At 68.1% G+C, this 19,029-nt stretch carries 24 protein-coding genes; 6 read left to right on the top strand and 18 right to left on the bottom strand.

What is annotated here, in order from left to right:
• Position 1 precedes the first annotated feature (1 nt).
• Positions 2-598 (bottom strand): SigE family RNA polymerase sigma factor, encoded by a 597-nt coding sequence (locus M6G08_RS07335; protein ID WP_272586364.1) that lies wholly within the window; start codon positions 596-598, stop codon positions 2-4.
• Between the two features lie 328 nt (positions 599-926).
• Complete coding sequence (locus M6G08_RS07340) at positions 927-1,253, bottom strand: hypothetical protein (RefSeq protein WP_272586365.1); 327 nt, start codon at positions 1,251-1,253, stop codon at positions 927-929.
• Between the two features lie 405 nt (positions 1,254-1,658).
• Here M6G08_RS07340 and M6G08_RS07345 point away from each other — a divergent pair, with 405 nt between their 5' ends.
• Positions 1,659-2,531, top strand: coding sequence for a bifunctional DNA primase/polymerase (locus M6G08_RS07345; RefSeq protein ID WP_272586366.1), 873 nt, complete (start codon positions 1,659-1,661; stop codon positions 2,529-2,531).
• A gap of 29 nt (positions 2,532-2,560) precedes the next feature.
• Here the strand turns inward: M6G08_RS07345 and M6G08_RS07350 are convergent, their stop codons facing one another.
• Positions 2,561-2,869 (bottom strand): hypothetical protein, encoded by a 309-nt coding sequence (locus M6G08_RS07350; RefSeq protein WP_272586367.1) that lies wholly within the window; start codon positions 2,867-2,869, stop codon positions 2,561-2,563.
• Positions 2,870-2,908: 39 nt separating this feature from the next.
• Positions 2,909-3,586 (bottom strand): DJ-1/PfpI family protein, encoded by a 678-nt coding sequence (locus M6G08_RS07355; protein WP_272586368.1) that lies wholly within the window; start codon positions 3,584-3,586, stop codon positions 2,909-2,911.
• Positions 3,587-4,485: 899 nt separating this feature from the next.
• Here M6G08_RS07355 and M6G08_RS07360 point away from each other — a divergent pair.
• On the top strand, positions 4,486-5,007 hold the full coding sequence (locus M6G08_RS07360; protein ID WP_272586369.1) for a DnaB-like helicase N-terminal domain-containing protein: 522 nt from the start codon (positions 4,486-4,488) through the stop codon (positions 5,005-5,007).
• Between the two features lie 86 nt (positions 5,008-5,093).
• Here the strand turns inward: M6G08_RS07360 and M6G08_RS07365 are convergent, their stop codons facing one another.
• The 10 genes from M6G08_RS07365 to M6G08_RS07410 form a co-directional block, all read right to left on the bottom strand.
• The gene (locus M6G08_RS07365; RefSeq protein ID WP_272586370.1) at positions 5,094-6,242 is read right to left on the bottom strand and encodes a tyrosine-type recombinase/integrase; all 1,149 of its coding nucleotides are present in this window, start codon (positions 6,240-6,242) and stop codon (positions 5,094-5,096) included.
• On the bottom strand, positions 6,242-6,460 hold the full coding sequence (locus M6G08_RS07370) for a helix-turn-helix domain-containing protein (RefSeq protein WP_030403155.1): 219 nt from the start codon (positions 6,458-6,460) through the stop codon (positions 6,242-6,244). Before M6G08_RS07370 ends, M6G08_RS07365 begins: the two co-directional genes overlap by 1 nt.
• Entirely contained in the window at positions 6,454-7,851 is a 1,398-nt protein-coding gene (gene repSA, locus M6G08_RS07375; protein WP_272586371.1) for a replication initiator protein RepSA, read from the bottom strand. Before repSA ends, M6G08_RS07370 begins: the two co-directional genes overlap by 7 nt.
• Positions 7,852-7,940: 89 nt before the next feature.
• A complete protein-coding gene (locus tag M6G08_RS07380) occupies positions 7,941-8,258 on the bottom strand; it encodes a SpdD-like protein (protein WP_272586372.1) in 318 nt (105 codons plus the stop codon).
• Between the two features lie 23 nt (positions 8,259-8,281).
• A complete protein-coding gene (locus tag M6G08_RS07385) occupies positions 8,282-8,437 on the bottom strand; it encodes a hypothetical protein (RefSeq protein WP_003950175.1) in 156 nt (51 codons plus the stop codon).
• Between the two features lie 11 nt (positions 8,438-8,448).
• Positions 8,449-8,640 (bottom strand): mobile element transfer protein, encoded by a 192-nt coding sequence (locus M6G08_RS07390; protein WP_007388789.1) that lies wholly within the window; start codon positions 8,638-8,640, stop codon positions 8,449-8,451.
• Positions 8,641-8,672: 32 nt separating this feature from the next.
• Positions 8,673-9,326: a DUF2637 domain-containing protein gene (locus M6G08_RS07395; RefSeq protein WP_272586374.1), complete on the bottom strand. Its 654-nt coding sequence runs from the start codon at positions 9,324-9,326 to the stop codon at positions 8,673-8,675.
• Positions 9,327-9,409: 83 nt separating this feature from the next.
• A complete protein-coding gene (locus tag M6G08_RS07400) occupies positions 9,410-10,765 on the bottom strand; it encodes an FtsK/SpoIIIE domain-containing protein (protein WP_272586375.1) in 1,356 nt (451 codons plus the stop codon).
• A gap of 3 nt (positions 10,766-10,768) precedes the next feature.
• Positions 10,769-11,125 carry an SCO3933 family regulatory protein gene (locus M6G08_RS07405; protein ID WP_003950171.1) on the bottom strand — a complete coding sequence of 119 codons (357 nt, stop codon included), beginning with the start codon at positions 11,123-11,125 and terminating at the stop codon, positions 10,769-10,771.
• 139 nt (positions 11,126-11,264) lie between these two features.
• The gene (locus M6G08_RS07410) at positions 11,265-12,044 is read right to left on the bottom strand and encodes a GntR family transcriptional regulator (RefSeq protein WP_272586376.1); all 780 of its coding nucleotides are present in this window, start codon (positions 12,042-12,044) and stop codon (positions 11,265-11,267) included.
• An 18-nt stretch (positions 12,045-12,062) separates the two neighbouring features.
• Here M6G08_RS07410 and M6G08_RS07415 point away from each other — a divergent pair, with 18 nt between their 5' ends.
• Positions 12,063-12,566 carry an NUDIX hydrolase gene (locus M6G08_RS07415; RefSeq protein WP_272586378.1) on the top strand — a complete coding sequence of 168 codons (504 nt, stop codon included), beginning with the start codon at positions 12,063-12,065 and terminating at the stop codon, positions 12,564-12,566.
• Between the two features lie 8 nt (positions 12,567-12,574).
• Here M6G08_RS07415 and M6G08_RS07420 read toward each other — a convergent pair whose 3' ends face one another.
• Positions 12,575-14,374 (bottom strand): IS481 family transposase, encoded by a 1,800-nt coding sequence (locus M6G08_RS07420; protein WP_443049007.1) that lies wholly within the window; start codon positions 14,372-14,374, stop codon positions 12,575-12,577.
• Positions 14,375-15,169: 795 nt separating this feature from the next.
• On the opposite strand from M6G08_RS07420, the gene M6G08_RS07425 reads away from it, so the two are divergent.
• The 3 genes from M6G08_RS07425 to M6G08_RS07435 all read left to right on the top strand — a co-directional run bounded on the left by M6G08_RS07425 (position 15,170) and on the right by M6G08_RS07435 (position 17,386).
• Complete coding sequence (locus tag M6G08_RS07425; RefSeq protein ID WP_272586380.1) at positions 15,170-15,976, top strand: TIGR04255 family protein; 807 nt, start codon at positions 15,170-15,172, stop codon at positions 15,974-15,976.
• 137 nt (positions 15,977-16,113) lie between these two features.
• Positions 16,114-16,629 (top strand): hypothetical protein, encoded by a 516-nt coding sequence (locus tag M6G08_RS07430; protein WP_272586381.1) that lies wholly within the window; start codon positions 16,114-16,116, stop codon positions 16,627-16,629.
• Between the two features lie 181 nt (positions 16,630-16,810).
• The gene (locus M6G08_RS07435) at positions 16,811-17,386 is read left to right on the top strand and encodes a hypothetical protein (protein ID WP_272586382.1); all 576 of its coding nucleotides are present in this window, start codon (positions 16,811-16,813) and stop codon (positions 17,384-17,386) included.
• 323 nt (positions 17,387-17,709) lie between these two features.
• Here the strand turns inward: M6G08_RS07435 and M6G08_RS07440 are convergent, their stop codons facing one another.
• Genes M6G08_RS07440 through M6G08_RS07450 form a run of 3 tightly spaced genes read right to left on the bottom strand, consistent with a single transcriptional unit; the run spans position 17,710 to position 18,964 of the window.
• Entirely contained in the window at positions 17,710-18,003 is a 294-nt protein-coding gene (locus tag M6G08_RS07440) for a hypothetical protein (protein ID WP_272586383.1), read from the bottom strand.
• Positions 18,000-18,731, bottom strand: a complete 732-nt coding sequence (locus M6G08_RS07445; protein ID WP_272591277.1) for a GntR family transcriptional regulator — start codon at positions 18,729-18,731, stop codon at positions 18,000-18,002. Before M6G08_RS07445 ends, M6G08_RS07440 begins: the two co-directional genes overlap by 4 nt.
• Before the next feature lie 8 nt (positions 18,732-18,739).
• Complete coding sequence (locus M6G08_RS07450) at positions 18,740-18,964, bottom strand: hypothetical protein (RefSeq protein ID WP_272586384.1); 225 nt, start codon at positions 18,962-18,964, stop codon at positions 18,740-18,742.
• Positions 18,965-19,029: the final 65 nt, after the last annotated feature.

Consider the following 19,029-nt stretch of genomic DNA (forward strand, 5'->3'; position numbering starts at 1 on the left):
CTCAGGACCGGACGAATCCCAGCTCGGGGTCCTCACGCAGCTTACCGAGCGCCCGGGACACCGCCGACTTCACCGTACCCACGGAAACGCCGAGCACGTCGGCCGTCTGGGCCTCGCTGAGATCCTCGTAGTACCTGAGGACGACCATCGCGCGCTGCCGGGCGGGCAGCTTCATGATCGCCCGCCACATCGCGTCGTGCAGCGCCTGGCGCTCGGCCGGGTCGTCGCCGGCCGGTACGGACTCCGGCTCGGGCAGCTCGTCGCAGGCGAACTCGTCGACCTTGCGCTTGCGCCACTGCGACGTCCGGGTGTTCACCAGCGCCCGGCGCACATAGCCGTCGAGGGCCCGGTGGTCCTCGATGCGCTCCCAGGCCACGTAGGTCTTGGTGAGGGCGGTCTGCAGCAGGTCCTCCGCGTCGCTCGGGTTCGCGGTGAGCGACCGGGCGGTGCGCAGCAGCACCGGCTGGCGGGCCTTCACGTACGACGAGAACGACGGGTACGGGAAGGCCTGCGCCCTTGCCACGGCTCTGGCCGGAGCCTTGGCCGGGGCCATGGCGGTGGCGGCGTTCGAAGCGCTGGTGCAGACGGGTGCGGTCATGTCTCAACGCTATGAGCGCGAGGGTGCCCGGCGGATCGCCCGCAGGTCCCGAAGCCGCGTCCGCCTCAGGTTGTAGGGGTGGTGCTGACTGCACCTCCTGTAGGTGGACGAGGGGAGGAGAGGCAGTACGGGTTCACCCGGGTTCACCCCTGGGGGCCACCGCGGGCAGGACCGCCGGAAGGTCCCCGCGCACCCGAGAACGCCTGGGCGGCGGTGCCGGAACAACCGGTACACCGCCGCCCAGGCGCCTTGCGACCCCATGAAGCACACCCCGCACGGAGAGTGAGGGACCGGGCGCGGGAGCGCACCCGCGCCCCGGCCCCTCAGCTCACCACCACAGCGGGGAGAAGCTGACGGCCACGTTGTCGTTGCCCTGGTTGACCGCCGTGAACGCGGAGCCGTCGACCTGCGCGGTGTTGCTCTGGTTCGAGGCCCCCGAGCCGACGGCCTGCTGCTGTGTGGTCGACGAGTTGCCGTTGTTGTCGTCGCCGACGCCGCTGCCGATGATGCCCGCGAAGGCCTCCGAAGCGGTCGCGTTCGATCCGTCGTCCGCGATGGCGCCGTTGTCCGCCGTCGCGATGCCGCCGAAGAGGGCGGCGGCGAGCGGCAGGGCGGCGACGGCGGCGACGACGCGGGCGGTACGGATGCTTGCCATGTTGTTCCTCCAGAACAAGTGCGCACCGGCTTGCGGCCGTGGGCGCGGTCAGTACGTGAAGCTGCCTGGACCTGCGTGAAGTTGCGTGAAGCGGTTAAGAACTCTGGCTCTTGCCGAGGCAGTTGGCCGACCGCCTCGACGCTGTGCACGACGTCGCGTGATCAGAATTGCCCACCGAACCCCGGCGAACCACCCCGGAAGGCCTGATTCGCCCTCAAGCGTGATGACAAGTCGATAAACCCCTGCGCTTCCCATCCACCCCAGCCCAGCGCAGTAGGGACACCTGCACCCCAAGCACCGCAAGAGGTGAAGCGTTCCAGCACTTTTTCCACCCCACCGCCCCGCCCCGGCGTGTCGTACGCACCCACCCTTCCCTTTTTCGAACGCGCGTACGAACATGAAGTCATGGCCACCACAGACCGGCAGGCCACGACGCTGGCCCTCGCGCACGCCCTGTCAGCCGCCGAACGCGGTCTGGCCGTCATCCCCCTGTCCCGCACGAAGCTCCCGGCCCTCCGCTCCCCCCACCGCGACGACCCGTCCCCCGCCCCCTGCCACGGCGAGTGCGGCCGCCTCGGCCACGGGGTCCACGACGCCTCCACCGACCCGGCGCGCGTCCGCGAACTGTTCGCCGCCGCCCCCTGGGCCACCGGCTACGGCATCGCCTGCGGCCTGCCCCCGCACCACCTCATCGGCGTCGACCTGGACACGAAGTCGGAGACGGACTCCACGGCCGCCCTGCGCGAGCTGGCCCTGCGCCACCTGTTCACGATCCCGCCCACGGTCGTCGTCCTCACCCCGAGCGGAGGCCGCCACCTGTGGCTGAGCGGCCCGCCCGACGCCGTCGTCCCCAACTCGGCCGGCCGCCTCGCCCCCGGCATCGACATCCGGGGCGCCGGCGGCTACCTGGTCGGCCCCGGCTCCCGCACCCGCCACGGCGCGTACTCCGCGGCCCCCGGCACCGCCCACCTCGCCCCCGCTCCCTGCCCGCCCGCCCTCCTGCGCCTGCTCCTCCCGCCGCCCCGGCCGCGTCGGCACACTCCCGCCCACACCGGGACCGACGCCCACGGCCGGGGACTCGTCCAGTTCGTCCTCGCCGCCCACCCGGGCCAGCGCAACACCCGCCTCTTCTGGGCGGCCTGCCGCGCCTACGAGAACGGCATCGGGGCCGCCCTGGTGGCCCCCTTGGTCGAGGCCGCCCGCAGCACCGGACTGACGGAACACGAAGCCCGCGCCACGATCGCCTCCGCGGCCCGCATGACGAGCCACCGCCCCTGACCGCTCCCGGCGCCTTTCGGAGCCACGGTTCAGCCAGTACTCCTACGCGCCCCGGTGACCTTCGAGACGGGCAGCCGGCCGGCCCGGGAGGTACCGGCCAGGCTGTCACCGTCGACCGTCACGTCGAAGGCGAGGTTCAGCCGCGACGGCTTGGTGACCGCCTGCTTCCAGGTGAGCCGGTCGCCGTGGAGTACGACGTCACGCAGCGGTACTTCCTCCCCCGCCCCGTGGGCGGTACCGACGAGGAGCCCGTCCCCGCGCCGCCGGAACTCGGCGACCGCCGCGATCCTGCCGACCGGGGTCGAGATGGACAGGTCCCAGGTGCCTTGGACCGGCATGCTGTGCCTCTTCCTGACGACGAGTGGTGGACGGCGGCATCAGAACCCGACGGGCACGGGTCCCTCGGCCTTCCACACGGTGCCGCGGCGCTCGTGGGCGAACAGTTCCTCGACGGCGTGGGCGATCCGCGGGCCCACCTCGCGCTCCAACAGGTACAGGCCCAGGTCGAGCCCCGAGGTGACACCGGCGCCGGTGACGAGGTCGCCGTCGTCGACGACACGGGCGTTCACCGCGTGGACGCCGGTGGCGTCGAGCAGGTCGAGGCCCATGTGGTGGGTGGTGGCGTGACGCCCCTCCAGCAGTCCGGCCATGGCCGGCACGAGCGACCCTCCGCACACGGCGGCGACGGTGACCTCGGGATTCTCCATCGCCGCCGTCAGCAGTGCGGGCAACTCGGTGGCGAGGGTGCGGCCCAGCAGCACGGGGATCGTCGCGTCGCCCGCCGCCGTGTCCTCGCCCGGGGTCTCGCCGGGCTCCCCGACACGACCCGCCGCCCCGGGCAGCACGATCAGCCCCGCACGCCCGGGATCGAGCGCGGCCGTGGCCCGCAACGCCAGCCCGTTCGTACCGCTGACCACCTCCCGCGGCCCCTCGGCGGACACCAGCTCCACACTCACCGCACCGGGTGCGGCGGTAGCGCCGGCACACAGCACCTCGAAGGGGGCGACGGCATCGAGCGGATCAAAACCGTCGAACAGAACGATCTGGGCGTGCATGGGGGTCACCCTCCAAGTCCGAGAATCCCGGCCCGCACCGGCCACCCCTCGAACCTAACGACCGCCCCACCCACCTCCCAGCGGCAAAAACGACGCCTCTCAACGGATTCGCGCCGGTGGCCCGAACGGCGACGGCCCCCGACCGTGAAGCCTGGTCAGGGGCCGTCAAACAACTGCGGTGGGTGTGGGATTTGAACCCACGGTGACTTGCGCCACGACGGTTTTCAAGACCTTTCGGGGTCGGGTGTCCTTCCGGCTTCCCCCGCAGGTCAGACAGGTCTCGGCGCCCCGGCAGGGGCGATTCATCGCCAGCGTGCCCGCTACGTGCCCCACACGTTAGACGGCAGCCGCAAAGCTAGTGGGCAGCATTGGACACACCGCTCTCGGCCCTGCGCCCGCTCACCCGGACTACCTCTGCAGCAGTTGATGCAGAAGAGCCACCACCGCAACAGCCACTCCAAGGGCTGCGCCTATGGCCGGATACTGCATGACCAGATAGACAGTGAAGGCTCCAACGAGCATGAGCAGAAGAGTCCGCGTACTGATGTGATCCATTTACCCCTCCAAGTAGGTGTCTTGGACCAGCCTCAGCAGCGGACGGCCGTGATTGACGGGTTCTGACAGCCTTTTGTGATCCCTTACAGTTCCTGACAGACCATGACGTTAGGTAACATCATGATCAAGTCATGTGGGGAAGAGGGTGGGGGTAACACGTGGCGCAGTGGCTTAGGCCGAAGCTCCCGGAGGGGCCTCTCCGGATCTTCAACAGCGAGCTTCACGTCCTACACGGCAAGGCTGGGTATCCCTCCGCACGAAAGCTGTACCTGGCCATAGGAAAGGCAGTCAGCCATACCAACATCCACCACGCCTTCGTAAAGCCCACTTTGCCATCGTGGGGCGTGGTCGAGTTGGTCGTTGAGCAGTTAGCTCACCGAGCTCGTCCTCGCCTTGTAGCCGAGACGGAAGTCAACCGCTTCAAGGCACTGTGGGACAAGGCGCATGCCTCAGCCTCTACCCTCACACCGCCAGCCGACGAGTCGAGCCCACAGGCGCCTAGTCAACGCGAGTCGCCATCCGCCTCAGTTCCGTCAACGTTCCTGCCTGGCGCTTTCGCTGTCCCCCGACACCAACTGATCTACCAAGCGATCACGGACCTGCACAGGGCGGGCAAGCCAGTCGGCGTTCCGCAGGTCTCCGCAGAGCTCGAACGACGCGGGCAGCTCGAATTCTGCGGAGGCGAGGACTATCTCTTCGAGTGCGTGAAGAGCGCAATTAAAGGTGCGTACGAAGCAGGAATGAGTCTGCCGGAGTTCGCTGTCTTCAGCGCGCAGAAGGTCCGCGCGGCGGCAAAGGCACGCGCGGAGCTGGCCACTTCGGTTCAGAAACCTGGCTCGGATACCGATCGGACGCGAAGAACGTAGCGCAACTCGAACACGCGTCGGGGGCCTCTCGACGAGAGGCCCCCTCCGGCCACGCCGGTACAAGTGATTCGGCTAAGCCATCACCATCAAAGCTGTGACTGCGATGCACCATCGCGCGTGGGAGCGGCATCGTGGCCGCTGAGCCACGTGTCCGCTGCTTCAGCAACCTGGTCGTCTCGACCGGCGACTGGCCGAGCGTAGTGACGGGTAGTGACGCTGGCATTCGAGTGGCCGAGCCGATGGGCTGCGGTCATCACGCCGTACCGGTCCGCGACCCACGTGCCGTGTGAGGCACGCAGATCGTGTGGAGTGACGTCAGTCAGTCCGGCGGCAGCCACGGCGGGGTCGAAGTACGCCTTGCGCCACTGGTTGTAGCGCAAGGGCTTGCCGCCGGGGGTCGTGAAGAGGAGCGCGTCATCCCCTCCGGGCAGAGTCTCCAAGTGCCGGCCGAGCCGCTTGGCAAGGGACGGGCCCACGCGGAGCAGTCGCTTCTGATGCGACTTGGGAGTGTCGAAGACCAGCGTGCCGTTCGCCTCGGCCAGGTTCTCGTCGACCAGGACGAAGCCCTCGGACACGTCGATGTCCACGCGCCGCAGGGCGAACGCCTCGCCGACACGAAGGCCTGCGTACGCAAGGAGAGCGATCAACAAGTCATGCGGCTTGGTCGCGCCCTTGACGATCCGCGACGCTTCCAGCGGCGTGAGGATGTGCGGCTCGGTCTGCGGCATCCGAGGCAGCCTCACGCCCCTGCACGGTGTCTGCGGGATCATGTCGTTGTCGACGGCAGAACGCATGATCTGCGACAGCACCCGATACGCCTGCCGGATGCGCGACGCACTGAGCCCCTTGGTCCGCATCGCCCCCACCCACTCGGTGACCGTGATGGGCCGAAGGCTGGAGAGTTCACGATCACCAAGTGCCGGATTGATCAACGAGTTGATCAGAGACCGGTATGACGCCTGAGTCTTGTGCTTGAGCTGAGGCGACACGGCCGCGAGCCAGCGTGCCGCCCAGTCGCGTACGGACGTCTGTCCCTCGGCCGGGTCGAGCCAGCGCCCCTCTTCGATCTCGATGCGCTTCCGCATGAGCCAACGGTCGGCGTCCGTAGTCGTGGCGAACGTCCGGTCCGCAGGACGCAGGACACCATCAGGTCCCGGATAGCGAGCTTGGAACCGGCCGGACGGCAGCTTGCGGACACGGCCGAAGCCCCGGCGGGACTTGCGCTTGCCAGCCATCAGGCAGCCCTCCTGAGTCCCGTGGGCCGCAGGAGGATCGGTTCCACGGTGTTGGCGCTCACATACGCCTCTACGGCGGTTTCAGGGATACGGACGTGCCGGCCGACCTTCACGAAGGTGATGCGGCGCTCCTCAATGAGGCGTCGAGGAAAGCGGACCCCGGTACCAAGGCGTTCGGCGACCTGGTCCACGGTGAGAAGCCGGTCCACAGTCACCACTCCCCCTCGTCTGCGGCCAGTCCGGCCAACGCGTCGCGGGAAGTTTCACGATTGGTCTGGAGCCCGCGCGCGATGGTGCCGGCGAGGATGGATTCACCCGGGCTGTGGCCGTGTCCGGCGTACTGCCAGTCGGTGAGGACGAGGACGGTTTCCGGCTCGCGGCCGTCCAGGGCGAGGGCGTCGTGTTCCTGGGCGGCGCGGTAGTCGGCGCGTGTCTGGCGCAGGGCGCCGAGGGTGGTGGAGAAGCGGCGGGATTTGGAGGAGAAGTGGCCGCGGAAGCCGAGCATGTGAGCCCAGGCCCAGAGGCGCCGGTCCGGGTAGAGGCGGTCCAGGTCGCGGCATGCGGTGATGAGTCGGCGGGTGTGGTTGGGGACGTGGTGGCGGTCGAGTTCGGCGAGTTCGCCGTTGCGGCGGTCAAGCGTGCCGGTGTTTTCGGCGGCTTTGGTGGAGTACTTGGCGACGTAGGAGGCGACGGCCTGTTCGGTGATGTCGGAGCCGTCGCCGAAGGCCTGCACCGGGCGCACGTCGAGCTGTGTGCCCCAACGGAAGGACCGGGCCGGTTGGTCCCCGGCGGCCGGGAGGGACACGGACGTGTAGGAGTGCGCGGCAGCAGCATGGATGGCGTCTGCGAGGAGACCGACCGTTGCCCAGTCAGGCGGGGGCGTTCCTGGTCCGTCCGGTCCGTCGAGCCGGATCACGGCATGGAAGTGCAGGGCACCACGCTTCTGAAACTCGGCAACCTTGCCGTAGGAGACACGGACGCGGTCGGCGAGTTCGCGGCGGGTGAGGCCGGCGCGGGCGGCGAGTTCGCGGCGCAGGCGGGTGGTGAAGCGCTGCCAGAGCTGTCCGGCGTGGTTGTTGAACAGAACGGCGCCCGCGTAGTCGTACGTCGCCGGGTCGAGGGCGGTGCCCAGTTCCGGGGCGTCCGGGGTGTGTTGGGTGCCGCAACGGCAGGTGCCGTGGTCGGGGCGGTTGTGGACCGGGCCGAAGGAGGGCGCGGTGAGCGTGGCGAACACGCGCGGGTGATCCCGGACCGTGGTGGGAACGTCTCGGCGGTCGTCTCCGGCCAGGCCCGCGCGGATGAGGTGGTAGGTGTCGCCCGCGTAGGTCCAGGCGCAGGAGGGGCAGCGGGAGGCTCGGCGGTTGCCGCAGGCGAGGCGGAGGCGTCCGCCGGGCTCTACGGCGGTCGTGTAGTGGTGCAGGGTTTCGCCGGTGGTCTTGTCCTTGTGGAGGGTCCAGCCGGTGAGGTGGATGGGATCGGAGCAGCCGCCGGTGCGGCGGATCTGGTCTTCCCAGCGGGTGTAGTCGGGGGCCGAGGCGACGCGGAGGAGGTCGCCGAGGGTGGTCGGGTCGAGCAGCGAGGCATGCGAGGTCGGGGCGCGGTGCGCCATGCTGGGTGCTTCCTTCCGGTTGTGAGATCGGTTGGGGACGGCGCCCGGGCGGCGGATGCTTGGCGGTATCGAGGCCGCCCGGGTGCCGGTCAGCGTCGTTTGGCGTCGGCGTGGACTAGGGAGCGGATCACCAGGGCGCAGACGGCGAGCGAGGCGCCGGTGATGGCGACGGCCAGGAGCATGGAGACGAGCACGGCGCCGACGACCAGGACGACGGCCGTTGCGCCGCCGACGAGGGCGAGGGCGGTGCCGGGGGTGAGCTGCACCGTGGGCCGGGTCGGTGCGGGAGCGACCGGAGCCGGAGGCGGACCCTGCACGCTCGGCACGACAGCGGTCGGCTCCACGACCACGGGCGGCGTGAGGTGGCCGGCGGGCGTGGGATTGGTCGGGATCTTCGGGCGGAGCATCGGTGTTCTCCCTTCAGGTCGTGCTACTTGACGAAGCCGTTGACGACGGGGGCCAGCACGCTGTCGGCGATGAGGAAGCCGCCGAGGAGGAGTACGGCGATGAGCCACCAGGGCGGGCGGATGAGCTTGACGCCGAGGTAGCCAACGGCGAGGAGCGCGAGCCAGAGCGGGACGTCCATGTGGTGGCCTCCTAGCTGACGCGGCAGCGGTGGGTGCGGGCGGCGAGCTGGGCGGCGGACTGGCTGGAGTAGTCGGCGGACCAGCCGCAGCGGTCGTTGGTGCACACGGCGGCGTGTTTGGTCTGGCCCCGGCGGTCGCGGTGGGTGCCGATCTGCACGGGGCCGATCCGCATGACGGAGTGGAAGAAGTCGCGGGCGGGCATGTCAGTTGATCTCCTATCGTGTCGCGGTCATGTCATCCGAGCTGTGCAGCGATGGCATCGGCGAGGTGAGGCGGGACGCCGAGGCGGGCGCGGAGGGTGTCGGTGTCGATCCGGACACCGGTGCGGGCATGGTGGTCGTCGGCGACTTTGCGGGCGTGGTCCACGAGCGCGGCCGGGACCGCCACGGTCGTGGGCAGAGCAGGGGCTTCCTCGATCTGCGGAGCGACGGGGGGTTCAGGCGCCAGGCCCGGCTCAGCGGCAGCCGTTTCGGGCACGGGGTCCGGAGCCGGGACGGAGGGTGCCGGCGGATCCGGGGCCGAGTCCGCGGGCGAGTGGGCGAGGAGGGTTCCGCCCATGAAGGCCAGGGCGGGCCAGGCCGCGACGAGGATGCGTAGCCAAGGCGGGACGTCGCCCAGGTCGAGGAGCCCGGCGGTGGCGACGTTGGCGCCGAGCGAGGCGACCAGGGCGATGAAGAACCAGCACCAGGCCAGCCGGGACGGCCCATCAGCCCGCAGCCGACGCCAGGCGGCGACCATGAGCAGATCGACCGAGACGGGATAGGCCCAGGCCTTCCAGCCGGTCTGTCCGGCAGCGGCGGCGAGGTCGTGGAGGTGGGCGAAGGACAGCGCCCCGGCGATGACGGCCTGGACAAGTACGGCGTCGATACGGAGAGCGGGGCGGGCCATCACGGCTCCTTCCTGTCATCAGGCATGGCGGGGGTAGGGACCTGGCGCGAAGGGCGGTCGCGCCGACCGTGGGAGGGGAGGGGTCAGGCGGTGGCGGGCGCTGTCTTGGACAGCGGCACGTGGGCCGAGGGCAGCGCAGCGACCGCGGGCCGGAAGGGCGCGAGGGCGGGCAGCACAGGGGTGCGGTCGGCGTGCTTGTTGCAGACGTTCACGGCCTGGCGCAGCGTGGTGTGCGGGGCGCGGATGCGGTGCCAGCCGCCGGTGGAGTCCCCGGCGATGGCGATTCCGCGCGTTTCGGCTGGGATCTGAATGGCGGCGAGGACGGCGTCCGGGGCGATGTCGCCGAAGGCCATGTTCGCGGATGTCTCGTCGTTGACGCGGTGGGCGGTGCGGCCGGTGAGCTGGGCGCGGAGCATGGTGATGCCCTTGCCGAGTTCGGAGCCGAAGCGCTGCCCGCAGATCTCCAGGTAGACGCCGGCCGCGCGGCCGAGCTGGGCGAGGCGGACCAGGGCGGTGATGATCCGGTCCCGGCGCTTCTCTTCCTCCTTGCTGGCGAAGAGAGCGAGTTCGGCGACCTCGTCGACCAGGACGACGACCGGCACCGGCCGCAGGTCCTCAGGCAGGTCCCAGATGTCGGCGGCGATCTCCGCATCCGGCACGGCGACGCTGATCCGCTGCTCGGCGCGGATGAGCTGATACACGTCCTGCATGTGGGCCACCAGCGCCTCCAGCAGCTCCAGCGCGGTATCCGGGTTGTCGGCGAGCGCGGAGAACCGGCGGGCCAGCGGGAACAGCTCGACCCCTTGCTTGCAGTCGATGCCGACCAGCGCAACGTGGTGCGGGGCGAGCCCGGCGACGAGGTTGCGTTGGTAGACGGACTTGCCGGATTCCGTGGCCCCGAGGGTCAGACCGTGCGGGACGGCGCGGTAGTCGCGGTAGTGCACCGAGCCGTCCTCCCGCAGCGCGACCGGGACGCGCATCGGTCGGGTGTCGGTCTTGGCCGGCATCTGCACCCGCTTGAGCACGTCGTAGCCGGTCATCCGGATCTCGACCACACCGGAGCGCAGCTCACGGGAGGTGACGCCGTACATCCCGAAGGAGTGGCGCAGCCGGTCAGAGGCGGCGGCGACGTCGAAGGCGTCCTGTCCCGGGCGGAGTTTGAGCCGGAGGACCAGGCCGGTGTGGGTGGGCCGCAGCCGCAGAATGCGTGGCGCGCGCGATTCCGGTGCCGGGCGGTTGGCCATCCGGGCCAGCATGAGGCGCCAGCGCGAGGGCGGGACCGTCAGCCCGCAGGCCTCCATGACGGAGGCGTAGCGGACCAGGACGCGCACGACAGCGAAGGTGACCCCGAAGGTCATCCAGTACCAGGCGGGACGCCGCCACCGCAGGAGCCCCGCAGCGGCGACGACCACCAGCAGTAAGACCGTCGGCCACGTCATGGCTCAGGCCGCCTTCGAGCCCGTGCCCGTGGTGGCCAGCGAGGTGACGGCGACCGCGCGGAAGGCGATGCCGTGCCGCTTCTGGCCGTTGAACTCGTTCTCCCACGGCCGGGCGACCAGCCCCGTGAGCGCGGCCGGGGTGCCCATGGTCAGGTCACCGGAGATGCCGGTCTCCGGGACGGTGACGGACAGGATCTCGACTTCGTCGTTGGCCGCGAACATCACGTCCACGGTCATGAGCTTCGCGCCGGTCTCGGCGTCGGTCGCGATCTCACCGGTACGGCGGTCACGCACCTTGGGCTGCGGGGTCTTGGCAACCATCACGGTCGCGGCGGAGGTGTCGACGGGAATCTGACGCACAGCAGAACACTCCTCTACAGATGCTGTACTCCGCCACTCATGTATATGAGTGACATGAAGAAGAGTGCACCACTCCTGTACATGAGCCAACCCGCCGCGACATCGAAGTCACGACGGGCTACTAGAAGTTGAGCGGGCGTCAGTCGGCGGCGGGGATCCGGTACTCGAGAACGAACTGGTCAGCAGCCATGAGCGTGTCGCAGACCTCCACCACGACTCCGGCCGTCGTACGGGCCTCCCGGATCAGGTGAACAACCGGCGCACCGGGACTCAGCGCCAGCTCGGAGGCTTCCGCCTTGGAGGCCGGCCGCGCTTGCAGCGTCTCGACGAACTCGGCGAACTCGTGTCCGTGGTCTTCGAGTCGGGCGTAGATGCCACCGCCGCCGGGGTTCTCGGCGAACAGCTCGGGGATGTCCTTGACGACGTCCCACGGGAGGTAGGAGGAGGCGGTCTCGACCGGGGTGCCGTTGCGGAAGTAGAGGCGCCGCCGGGCAAGCACCTGAGTACCGGCGGGAACGCCGAGTCGCCGGGCGGCATCCGCAGGGGCTTCTATGGGCCCGATGTAGAGGACGCTCACCTTGGCCGTGGCACCGGACTGCGCAGACTCCGCGAGGTACGCGGCCTTGCCACCCTGGCGGAGCGAGCGCCGGAAGCGGTCGGAGGAACGGTGCCGCACCGGCGGCCGGTCCTTCACGATCGACCCCTTGCCGTGCCGGGTCTCGACGAGCCCGCTCGCCCGCACCTCGACCATGGCCTTGCGGATCGTGCCGCCGGACACGCCGTAGCGGTCCACCAGCTCCGATTCACTCGGCACCATGTCCCCGGGCTTGAGCACACCCGCCCGGATCTGCTGCACGATCTCGTCCGCGATCTGCACGTACCGAGGCCCGGACCTGCCCCCCTCTACCGCAGTTCCCATAGTCCTTCTCTGTCTCCTATGCTCCTGTACATGAGTCAACCACAGGAAGCAACGCCGCCGCCCCTGCACTCCGTATCCGTAGCCGGAGTCGTCGTGCGCGAAGACGGCCGCCTCCTGGCAATCCGCCGAGCCGACAACGGCACCTGGGAACTCCCCGGCGGCGTACTCGAACTCAACGAGACCCCCGAGGCCGGCGTAGCCCGCGAAGTCTGGGAAGAGACCGGCATCCACGTCGAAGTCGACGAACTAACCGGTGTCTACAAGAACACCACCCGAGGAATCGTCGCCCTCGTCTTCCGCTGCAAGCCCTCCGGCGGCACCGAACGCACCTCAAGTGAGTCCACAGCCGTCTCCTGGCTCACCCCCGACGAGGTCAGCGACCGCATGGCCGAGGTCTACGCCATCCGACTCCTGGACGCCCTAGACGGGGCTGGCCCTCACGTACGAAGCCACGACGGCAAGCACCTCATCCCTGTCGGGTCCCAGTTGATGCCTGACGTTCGGGTCTCACCTGATGCTTGACGGTGGGCCTAGACAACATCGGAAATTTTGTGGGGCTTGTTGGCTTTCACGTTACGGACCGGGACGTCGGTGGTGCGCCGGATGACTCGGATCTGGCCGTCGAGGTCGACGGTGATCGTGGTGTCCGAGACGTGGACGGTCACGGTCTGGCCTGCGTAGGGGCGGCCGAGGGAGACGGTCTGGCGGCAGACCATGACCGTGCCCACCGCGCTGACCTTCCGCTGCACCCGGACCGGCTCGACACGGGGCCGGGGCAGCGGGCCGGCAGGCCGCAGACCCCGCAGCCTGCGGACTTCCTCGCCGGTCAGCGGGTTGGGCCGCACTCGCAGCAGTTCCCGTGAGGACGGATCGAAGAACGACAGCGTCTCGTCGTCGATGCGGACACCCACCTGGCGGCCGCCGAGGATCTCCGCCGCCAGCACCTGGTGGCCGCCCAGGCCCACCAGGCCGCTGTTGTTCACGACCCGGTCCACCTCGAACGCGGCCCCGTCACTGTCACCGGCGGGAAGCGGCGGAGGGCCGGCCGCACGACCGCCCCGGGCCGCCAGCCGCCCCAGATCCACCACCGACAGATGCGACCGCACCGTCTTGATCCGCGCCCCCGCGATCAGCACATGGATCACTTGCGTGTCCGCCCAGAACGTCACCGTCAGCCCCGCCCGCGACGGACCCAGCCAGAACTGCTTGCCCGCGACCTGCAGATTCCCACTCGCCGGCACCACCCGCTCGAACTCCACCGCCCCTGCCTCATCCACCCGCATCACGCCGGGAACGGGGACAGGGGCAGGCTCGGCCTCGACCGGAGCCCGGTCCGCGGCCGGCGTCCGCTGCTGCGGCACCCGCCCCAGCACCCCAGGCACCCGCAGCCCCAGCACGGCCCGCTCCTCCTCGGGCACCGGGGCGAACCGGTCAGCAGGAGACTGCATGTCCAGGGCCTGATGCGGCCGCACCGAGTTGTACTCCCGAACCCACGCGTCCAGCACCGCCTGGGCCTCTTCGACACTCTCGAAAGCCGGGCAGTCATCCAGGAGTTCACGCCGCAGCGTCTGATGGAAACGCTCGACCTTGCCCGTCGTGGTCGGCGAGGCCGGCTGGGTCAACCGGTGCGCGATCCCGTTCTCCCGGCAGATCCGGTCGAACAGCACCTCACCCCCGTGCCCGAACCGGTCGGTGAACTGCTTGCCGTTGTCGGTCAGCACCTCCTCCGGCACCCCGAACTCCTCCAACGCCCCGGCGAACGCCGAACAGACCGCCCGGCCCGTCGCCCGCTCCACCACCGACGCGATCACGCAGTACCGGGAATGGTCATCCACCCCGGTCACGACCTTTGCCTCGGACAACTCACCCGTCACCGGGTCGACGAGCATCACCCCGCCCACGATGTCCATCTGCCACAACTGCATCGGACGGTCCCGCTGCCAACGCTTGTAATCCGACCGCTTCCGGCGCCGAACCCCCGGCTCCACCAACCCATGCCGGACCAGAATCCGATACACGGTCATCCGCGACGGCACCGGCGTCACGTTCCCGGACCGCTCCAGCACGAACGCGATCCGCCGCGGACCCCACCGGGGATGCTCCCGCCGCAGCTCACAGACGGCAGCCTCCACCTCGGCAGAGGCCTGATGCGGACACGACGACGGCCTACGCGAACGGTCAGCCAACCCAGCCAGGCCCGAGGCCTGATACCGGGTCTTCCACCCGCTGACCGTCTGCCTGGACACCCCGAGCGACGCGGCGACCTCCGTCACCGTCGCGCCCGCCAGCACCGCAAGCACAGCCTGGTATCTCTGCTCGACAACCGACAACTCCACCAGCGCCAATCCCGGCCTCCTGCCACACGCCGCAACGACGTGCACAGAAAAGCCGATCACGGCCACCGTCAACCATCAGCTGGGATCGAAGTGTCAAGCATCTACCGGGACCGGACACAAGCACCTCATCCCAGCGGGATAAGACTTTCCCTACTTCATCAAGGCCCGCGCACGGCGCGGGCGCGCGCCGCCTCTACGGCGCGGCCCGCCTCCTGTCTTCGCCCCGGCTGGCCGCGCCCGGCGGCGCGCTCGGCGGCTGCGGGCATGAAGTGGGAGACACCCTCTATGGCTGGGGCGGTCGGCTCCACGGCTTTAGGCAGCCACTTTGGGGCGAGCCTCTAAGATCTTGGCCCCAACGTCGTGCTTTAACGGGCAGGTCCACAGACTGCCCGACTCGCCATCAGCTTACGGGGCCAAGATCACTCGCCCCAAAGCAGCTCCAGCCCAAAGCCGCTCCACCGACCTCAGCACTCAGCATCCAGCAAGTTACCGAAACGTAACATCCAGCGCACCGGCACCCCCTCCACGCAGGTCGCAGACAGCCACGCAGGCCAGATGCCATGCAGTCACACACGACGGGTCCACCCCACTCGAACCCCGCTATAGACCGACACCCAATCGGGTGGCAGGGCGAAAGTTGGCGTGTAATATCGCCCAGGACTGGTTACAGTTTTAGTTACAGGTCGGGGCAAGAGTGCCGACGCAGGCGTGAGTAGGGGGCCCTCACGCTCCCGTGTTGCTTCAACGTGGTCCTCGACGGACACAGGCCGCAACATTAGGGGTGAGCGTATGTATCCGAAGCGCGAGATCTTCCCGCGCTCCCCATTGGTCTACGTCACCGCCGAGGTGGCACTGGCGTATGAGCCAGCCATCAACAAGATCGAAGTCCGAGACCTGTTTGCAAGCGCGATCCGCTCTCGGCTTCCAGTCTTGTCCCAAGACGTGGCCGTCTCCCTGCCATCGCCAGAGTCAAGCGATGACAGCCCACCGGAGACCCTACCGACCTTGCGGGCGTTCAATAGGGAGCGGACCTCCTCGGCGCTCCTAAAGGCGACGTCACTGACCTTCGAGACAGTCACCTACCAGGACTTCGATGCGTTCTCCTCCTGCGTAGCGGAAGCCTCACGCGCCCTCGCAGAATGCGCGCCGCAGGCGCTGGTGGAGCGGGCCGGCATCCGCTTCGTGAATGAACTACGTCATCCCCAACACAGCGCCGAAGACAATCCAAGCTGGGACAAATGGGTGGCACCGGAGCTACTTGCTAGCGCACACTTGCTTCCCAGCGGTCATGCGGCGGGCGCAATGGGCACAACCCTCTACCACCTCGAAGGGGATGACTGGGTAGCGCTTCGATGGGGTGACGTCGTCGGCACGTCAATCGTGGATCGGGATGTCCCCTTGCGTCGCACAGAAGCCCCGAAGGGGCGCTTCTTCGCCCTGGACATCGACAGCTCTTGGGAGCCGCCAGAGCCTACGCCGTTGGACCCGGACGCCCTCATGAGCTGCCTACATCGTCTGCGCCCACCCGCTGGCGAGCTCTTCCAGGCAGCAATCACTGAGGACGCAAGGGAGTACTTCAGGGGGGACAAATCATGACTGGACCAGTCGTAAGTAGCCAGGAACTACGCGACCTACTCCTCGAAGCAATCAGGCCACCCGCTGAGTGGGCAGTTGACCGGCGGACGTCTACCAACCATCGGGCCATCGATGCGCAGTGGCGCGAGGACGTCTCCTTGGCCCGTGGACGCCACCGGCAAGCTGAACACGGCCGGCGCCGCAATCGTCGTGAATGGCTGGCAACCCGACGCCAAGAACTGATCCGTACACGAAGCGTGCAGGAGCTTCTGCACGAGCTCTCCGTGGATCAAGGAATGACCTGGGTTGATCTGTCTCGCATGCTACGGGTCAGCGTTCCTGCGTTGCGCAAGTGGCGGAAGGCCGGCGGCGTCTCGACAGAGAATCGTGACCGACTGGCGGGCCTCGTTGCCTTTCTGCAGGTCCTGTACGAGGCAGGTGTCCGCGACCCCGCGCCGTGGATCGCTCACCCGTTGGTTGATGGCTACACCGTGACCGTGTTGGACCTCTATACGCCCGACCTTGCCCCAGACTTCGTAGACTTGGGCGCTGGTGACGTATCGCCAGTTATGCTGTTGGACCGGATCGAGCCGCAGTGGCGCGAGACGTACAAGAGCGAATATGAGGTCGTCAGCGCGGAAGATGGGATGCCCGCCCTGCGGCCTCGCGGCTGACGCAGACGGAGGGGCCCGTATGGGTGCGCAGCTCAACGCTGTACCTGGCACTGACCGGTTGTACGAGTACAGGGGCGCCCTCGGCACAAGCGAGGACGCCCCCCCTCGATTCCTTCCGTATCATCAAGGTGACGTCTTCTCTGGCGTAGATCTACCAGGCCTGCCTGATTACGATCACGCCATGCTGTTTCTGCATCCATGCACGATGCGGAGAGGTTCTCAACTGACACCTGAAGTGACCGTGATCGGCGTGAAGGTCAAGTCCGCAAAGAAGATCATGACCGGGCCCGAAGCCTGGGAAAAGCATTGGTCGAAGGCCTTCGGCGTCATGCCACTGCCTGACATGTACTGCGGGGGGCGCGGTACGCACGTCGCAGAGTTCATGAAGATGGCAACAGTCCCTTCCACTGCTCTCGTGCGTGATCGACGTGTCGCCACCCTCAGCGCAGAGGGACGCCTCTACCTGCTCCAACGCGCCTTTTACCACTTTTCGCGTGCGGTCATACCACTTGGAGACCTGCGAGCGAGCATGCGGCCGGTTGAGCGCGAGATCGAGCTTCAGACAGACTGGGTTGAGTCTTGCTGCGATCAGCACGGGGAACTTACGGACGAGGTCATAGCCGAGGCCGAGCTTGCATTCGATGCTTTCCTGACGACTGACAACCGCAGGGACAGCCTGCAAGATGGTGAGAGTGAGTTTTCGGTTGCGCGTGCCGTAAAGAAAGAGATCGAGATGCGTTACGGCGGACAATCTTGAGAGCAGGTTGCAGCGCCAAAGCGCACTGAGTGCGTAACTGCGTGACAACCGGCGTCGCACAGCTGCTGACGATCACGAGCACAGGTGGCAGACAGCGAGCATCTCAAGTTGCTTCGTGACGAAGATGGCGTGTAGCTAGAGGAAGAGCTGGCCCGTCTCTAGGCATCACGAGGCCGCTCAGCGTCGGCCGGCAACGGAAGAAGCCCAAGGCATCTGACAGCTCAGAGCCATGGGCTTCATCATGTCCGCTGGTCAACCCAAGCGATGATCAGTAAGGCAGGCTTCGATTGCTGATAGGTCTGTCGTCTGTGGAGCGCCCCTGATTAGAGGTCGCTTACGGCCAAGAGGTGACCGCGGCTGGTTGCTACGCGGAGCACGTCTCGCAGGGCCCCGGTCAGTTCGGCCAGCATGCGGCGCAGCTCTTCCGGGACGGTGTCCTGGTCGCCGAGTACCGCCGACACATGCTCCACGAGTTCAGATGCCATTCCCAGCTGTACTGCCTCGATGTTGTCCGCCAGGCGGGACATGTAGCCGCCGCTGTCATCGGTGCTCAGGTAGCAGGGCTTGCCGTCCGGGCCCGACCACGGGAGGAGTCGCAGTTCGTTCTGCGGCGTCATCTGTGCGCCTGCCTTTCTTCGATCACGTGGTGGGTGCTAAAGACGGCGTCGACACGATCCCCAGGGAACACGAGGAGTGCCGCTTCAACGACTCGCCCGGTGTTGTCTACCGCAATGCGAGTGATAGCGAGGACGGCCAAGGCTGCGCTGATCCGCAGGGTGGAAGCCTCATCCGACGTTGGGAGTCGGGCGGACACCGTCTCGTGGACCTCGGCCGGCGGCGGGTCCTGCACAGAGAAGCTGGCATCCGCCCACGCCCTTGAGGACCGGTCGCCGAGTGCCGTGGTCGGTGTCAGGTCTCGCGGTACGTAGACGCGGGCCAGGCTGTGGGGAGACTCTCCCTTATAGCTGAGGCGGAGGAATTCGGTCAGTGGGCTTCCGTCGTCCACCTTCAGAAGCGCAGTCAGGTGCCCCCGCGCGGGCAGTGCCGTAGTGCGGACTGTCACGCGTAGGTCCACGTCTGCGGCAGTCCGAGGATCCAGCGTGCCCCACCCACCGACGTACGTGACCTTGCGCAGCGGACGGCGGACGAAATTGCCCTTGCCGTGGATCTTCTCGACTAGGCCTTCTCCCTGGAGAACGGCGAGGGCACTTCGCAGTGTCGCCGTGCTGACCTTGTACCGGTCCGCTAGGGCGGACTCAGACGGGAGACGATCACCAGGCCCGAGGCGGCCGGTCGTGATCTGGCGTCTCAAGTCGTCGGCGACGACGAGGCGGCGAGACGTCATGGACTGCGTCACCGCCTTCTCGTCATCCGCACGGCAACGAGCCGGGTCCGCCCGTTTATGGTCAGCAGCTCTCCCGACTCGAACAGGAGTTGCTTCGCGCCCTGGGGCAACTGGAAGAGGTCGCTCACCCGGCATGCCCGACCACCGACTTGGATGATGTCGCCCCGCAGAACAGTGGCCGCCGTGACCTCGACGTTGGCAGCCAGCGCACCCCCGGGGGCCCAGTTGCTCACCGCTTCACCGCCGGTCGCGTGCAGTGGTCCGGCGCGGGGTGGCAGGGGCAGGCGCACATCTCGTA

The sequence above is a fragment of the Streptomyces sp. M92 genome (assembly GCF_028473745.1).
GTDB lineage: Bacteria > Actinomycetota > Actinomycetes > Streptomycetales > Streptomycetaceae > Streptomyces.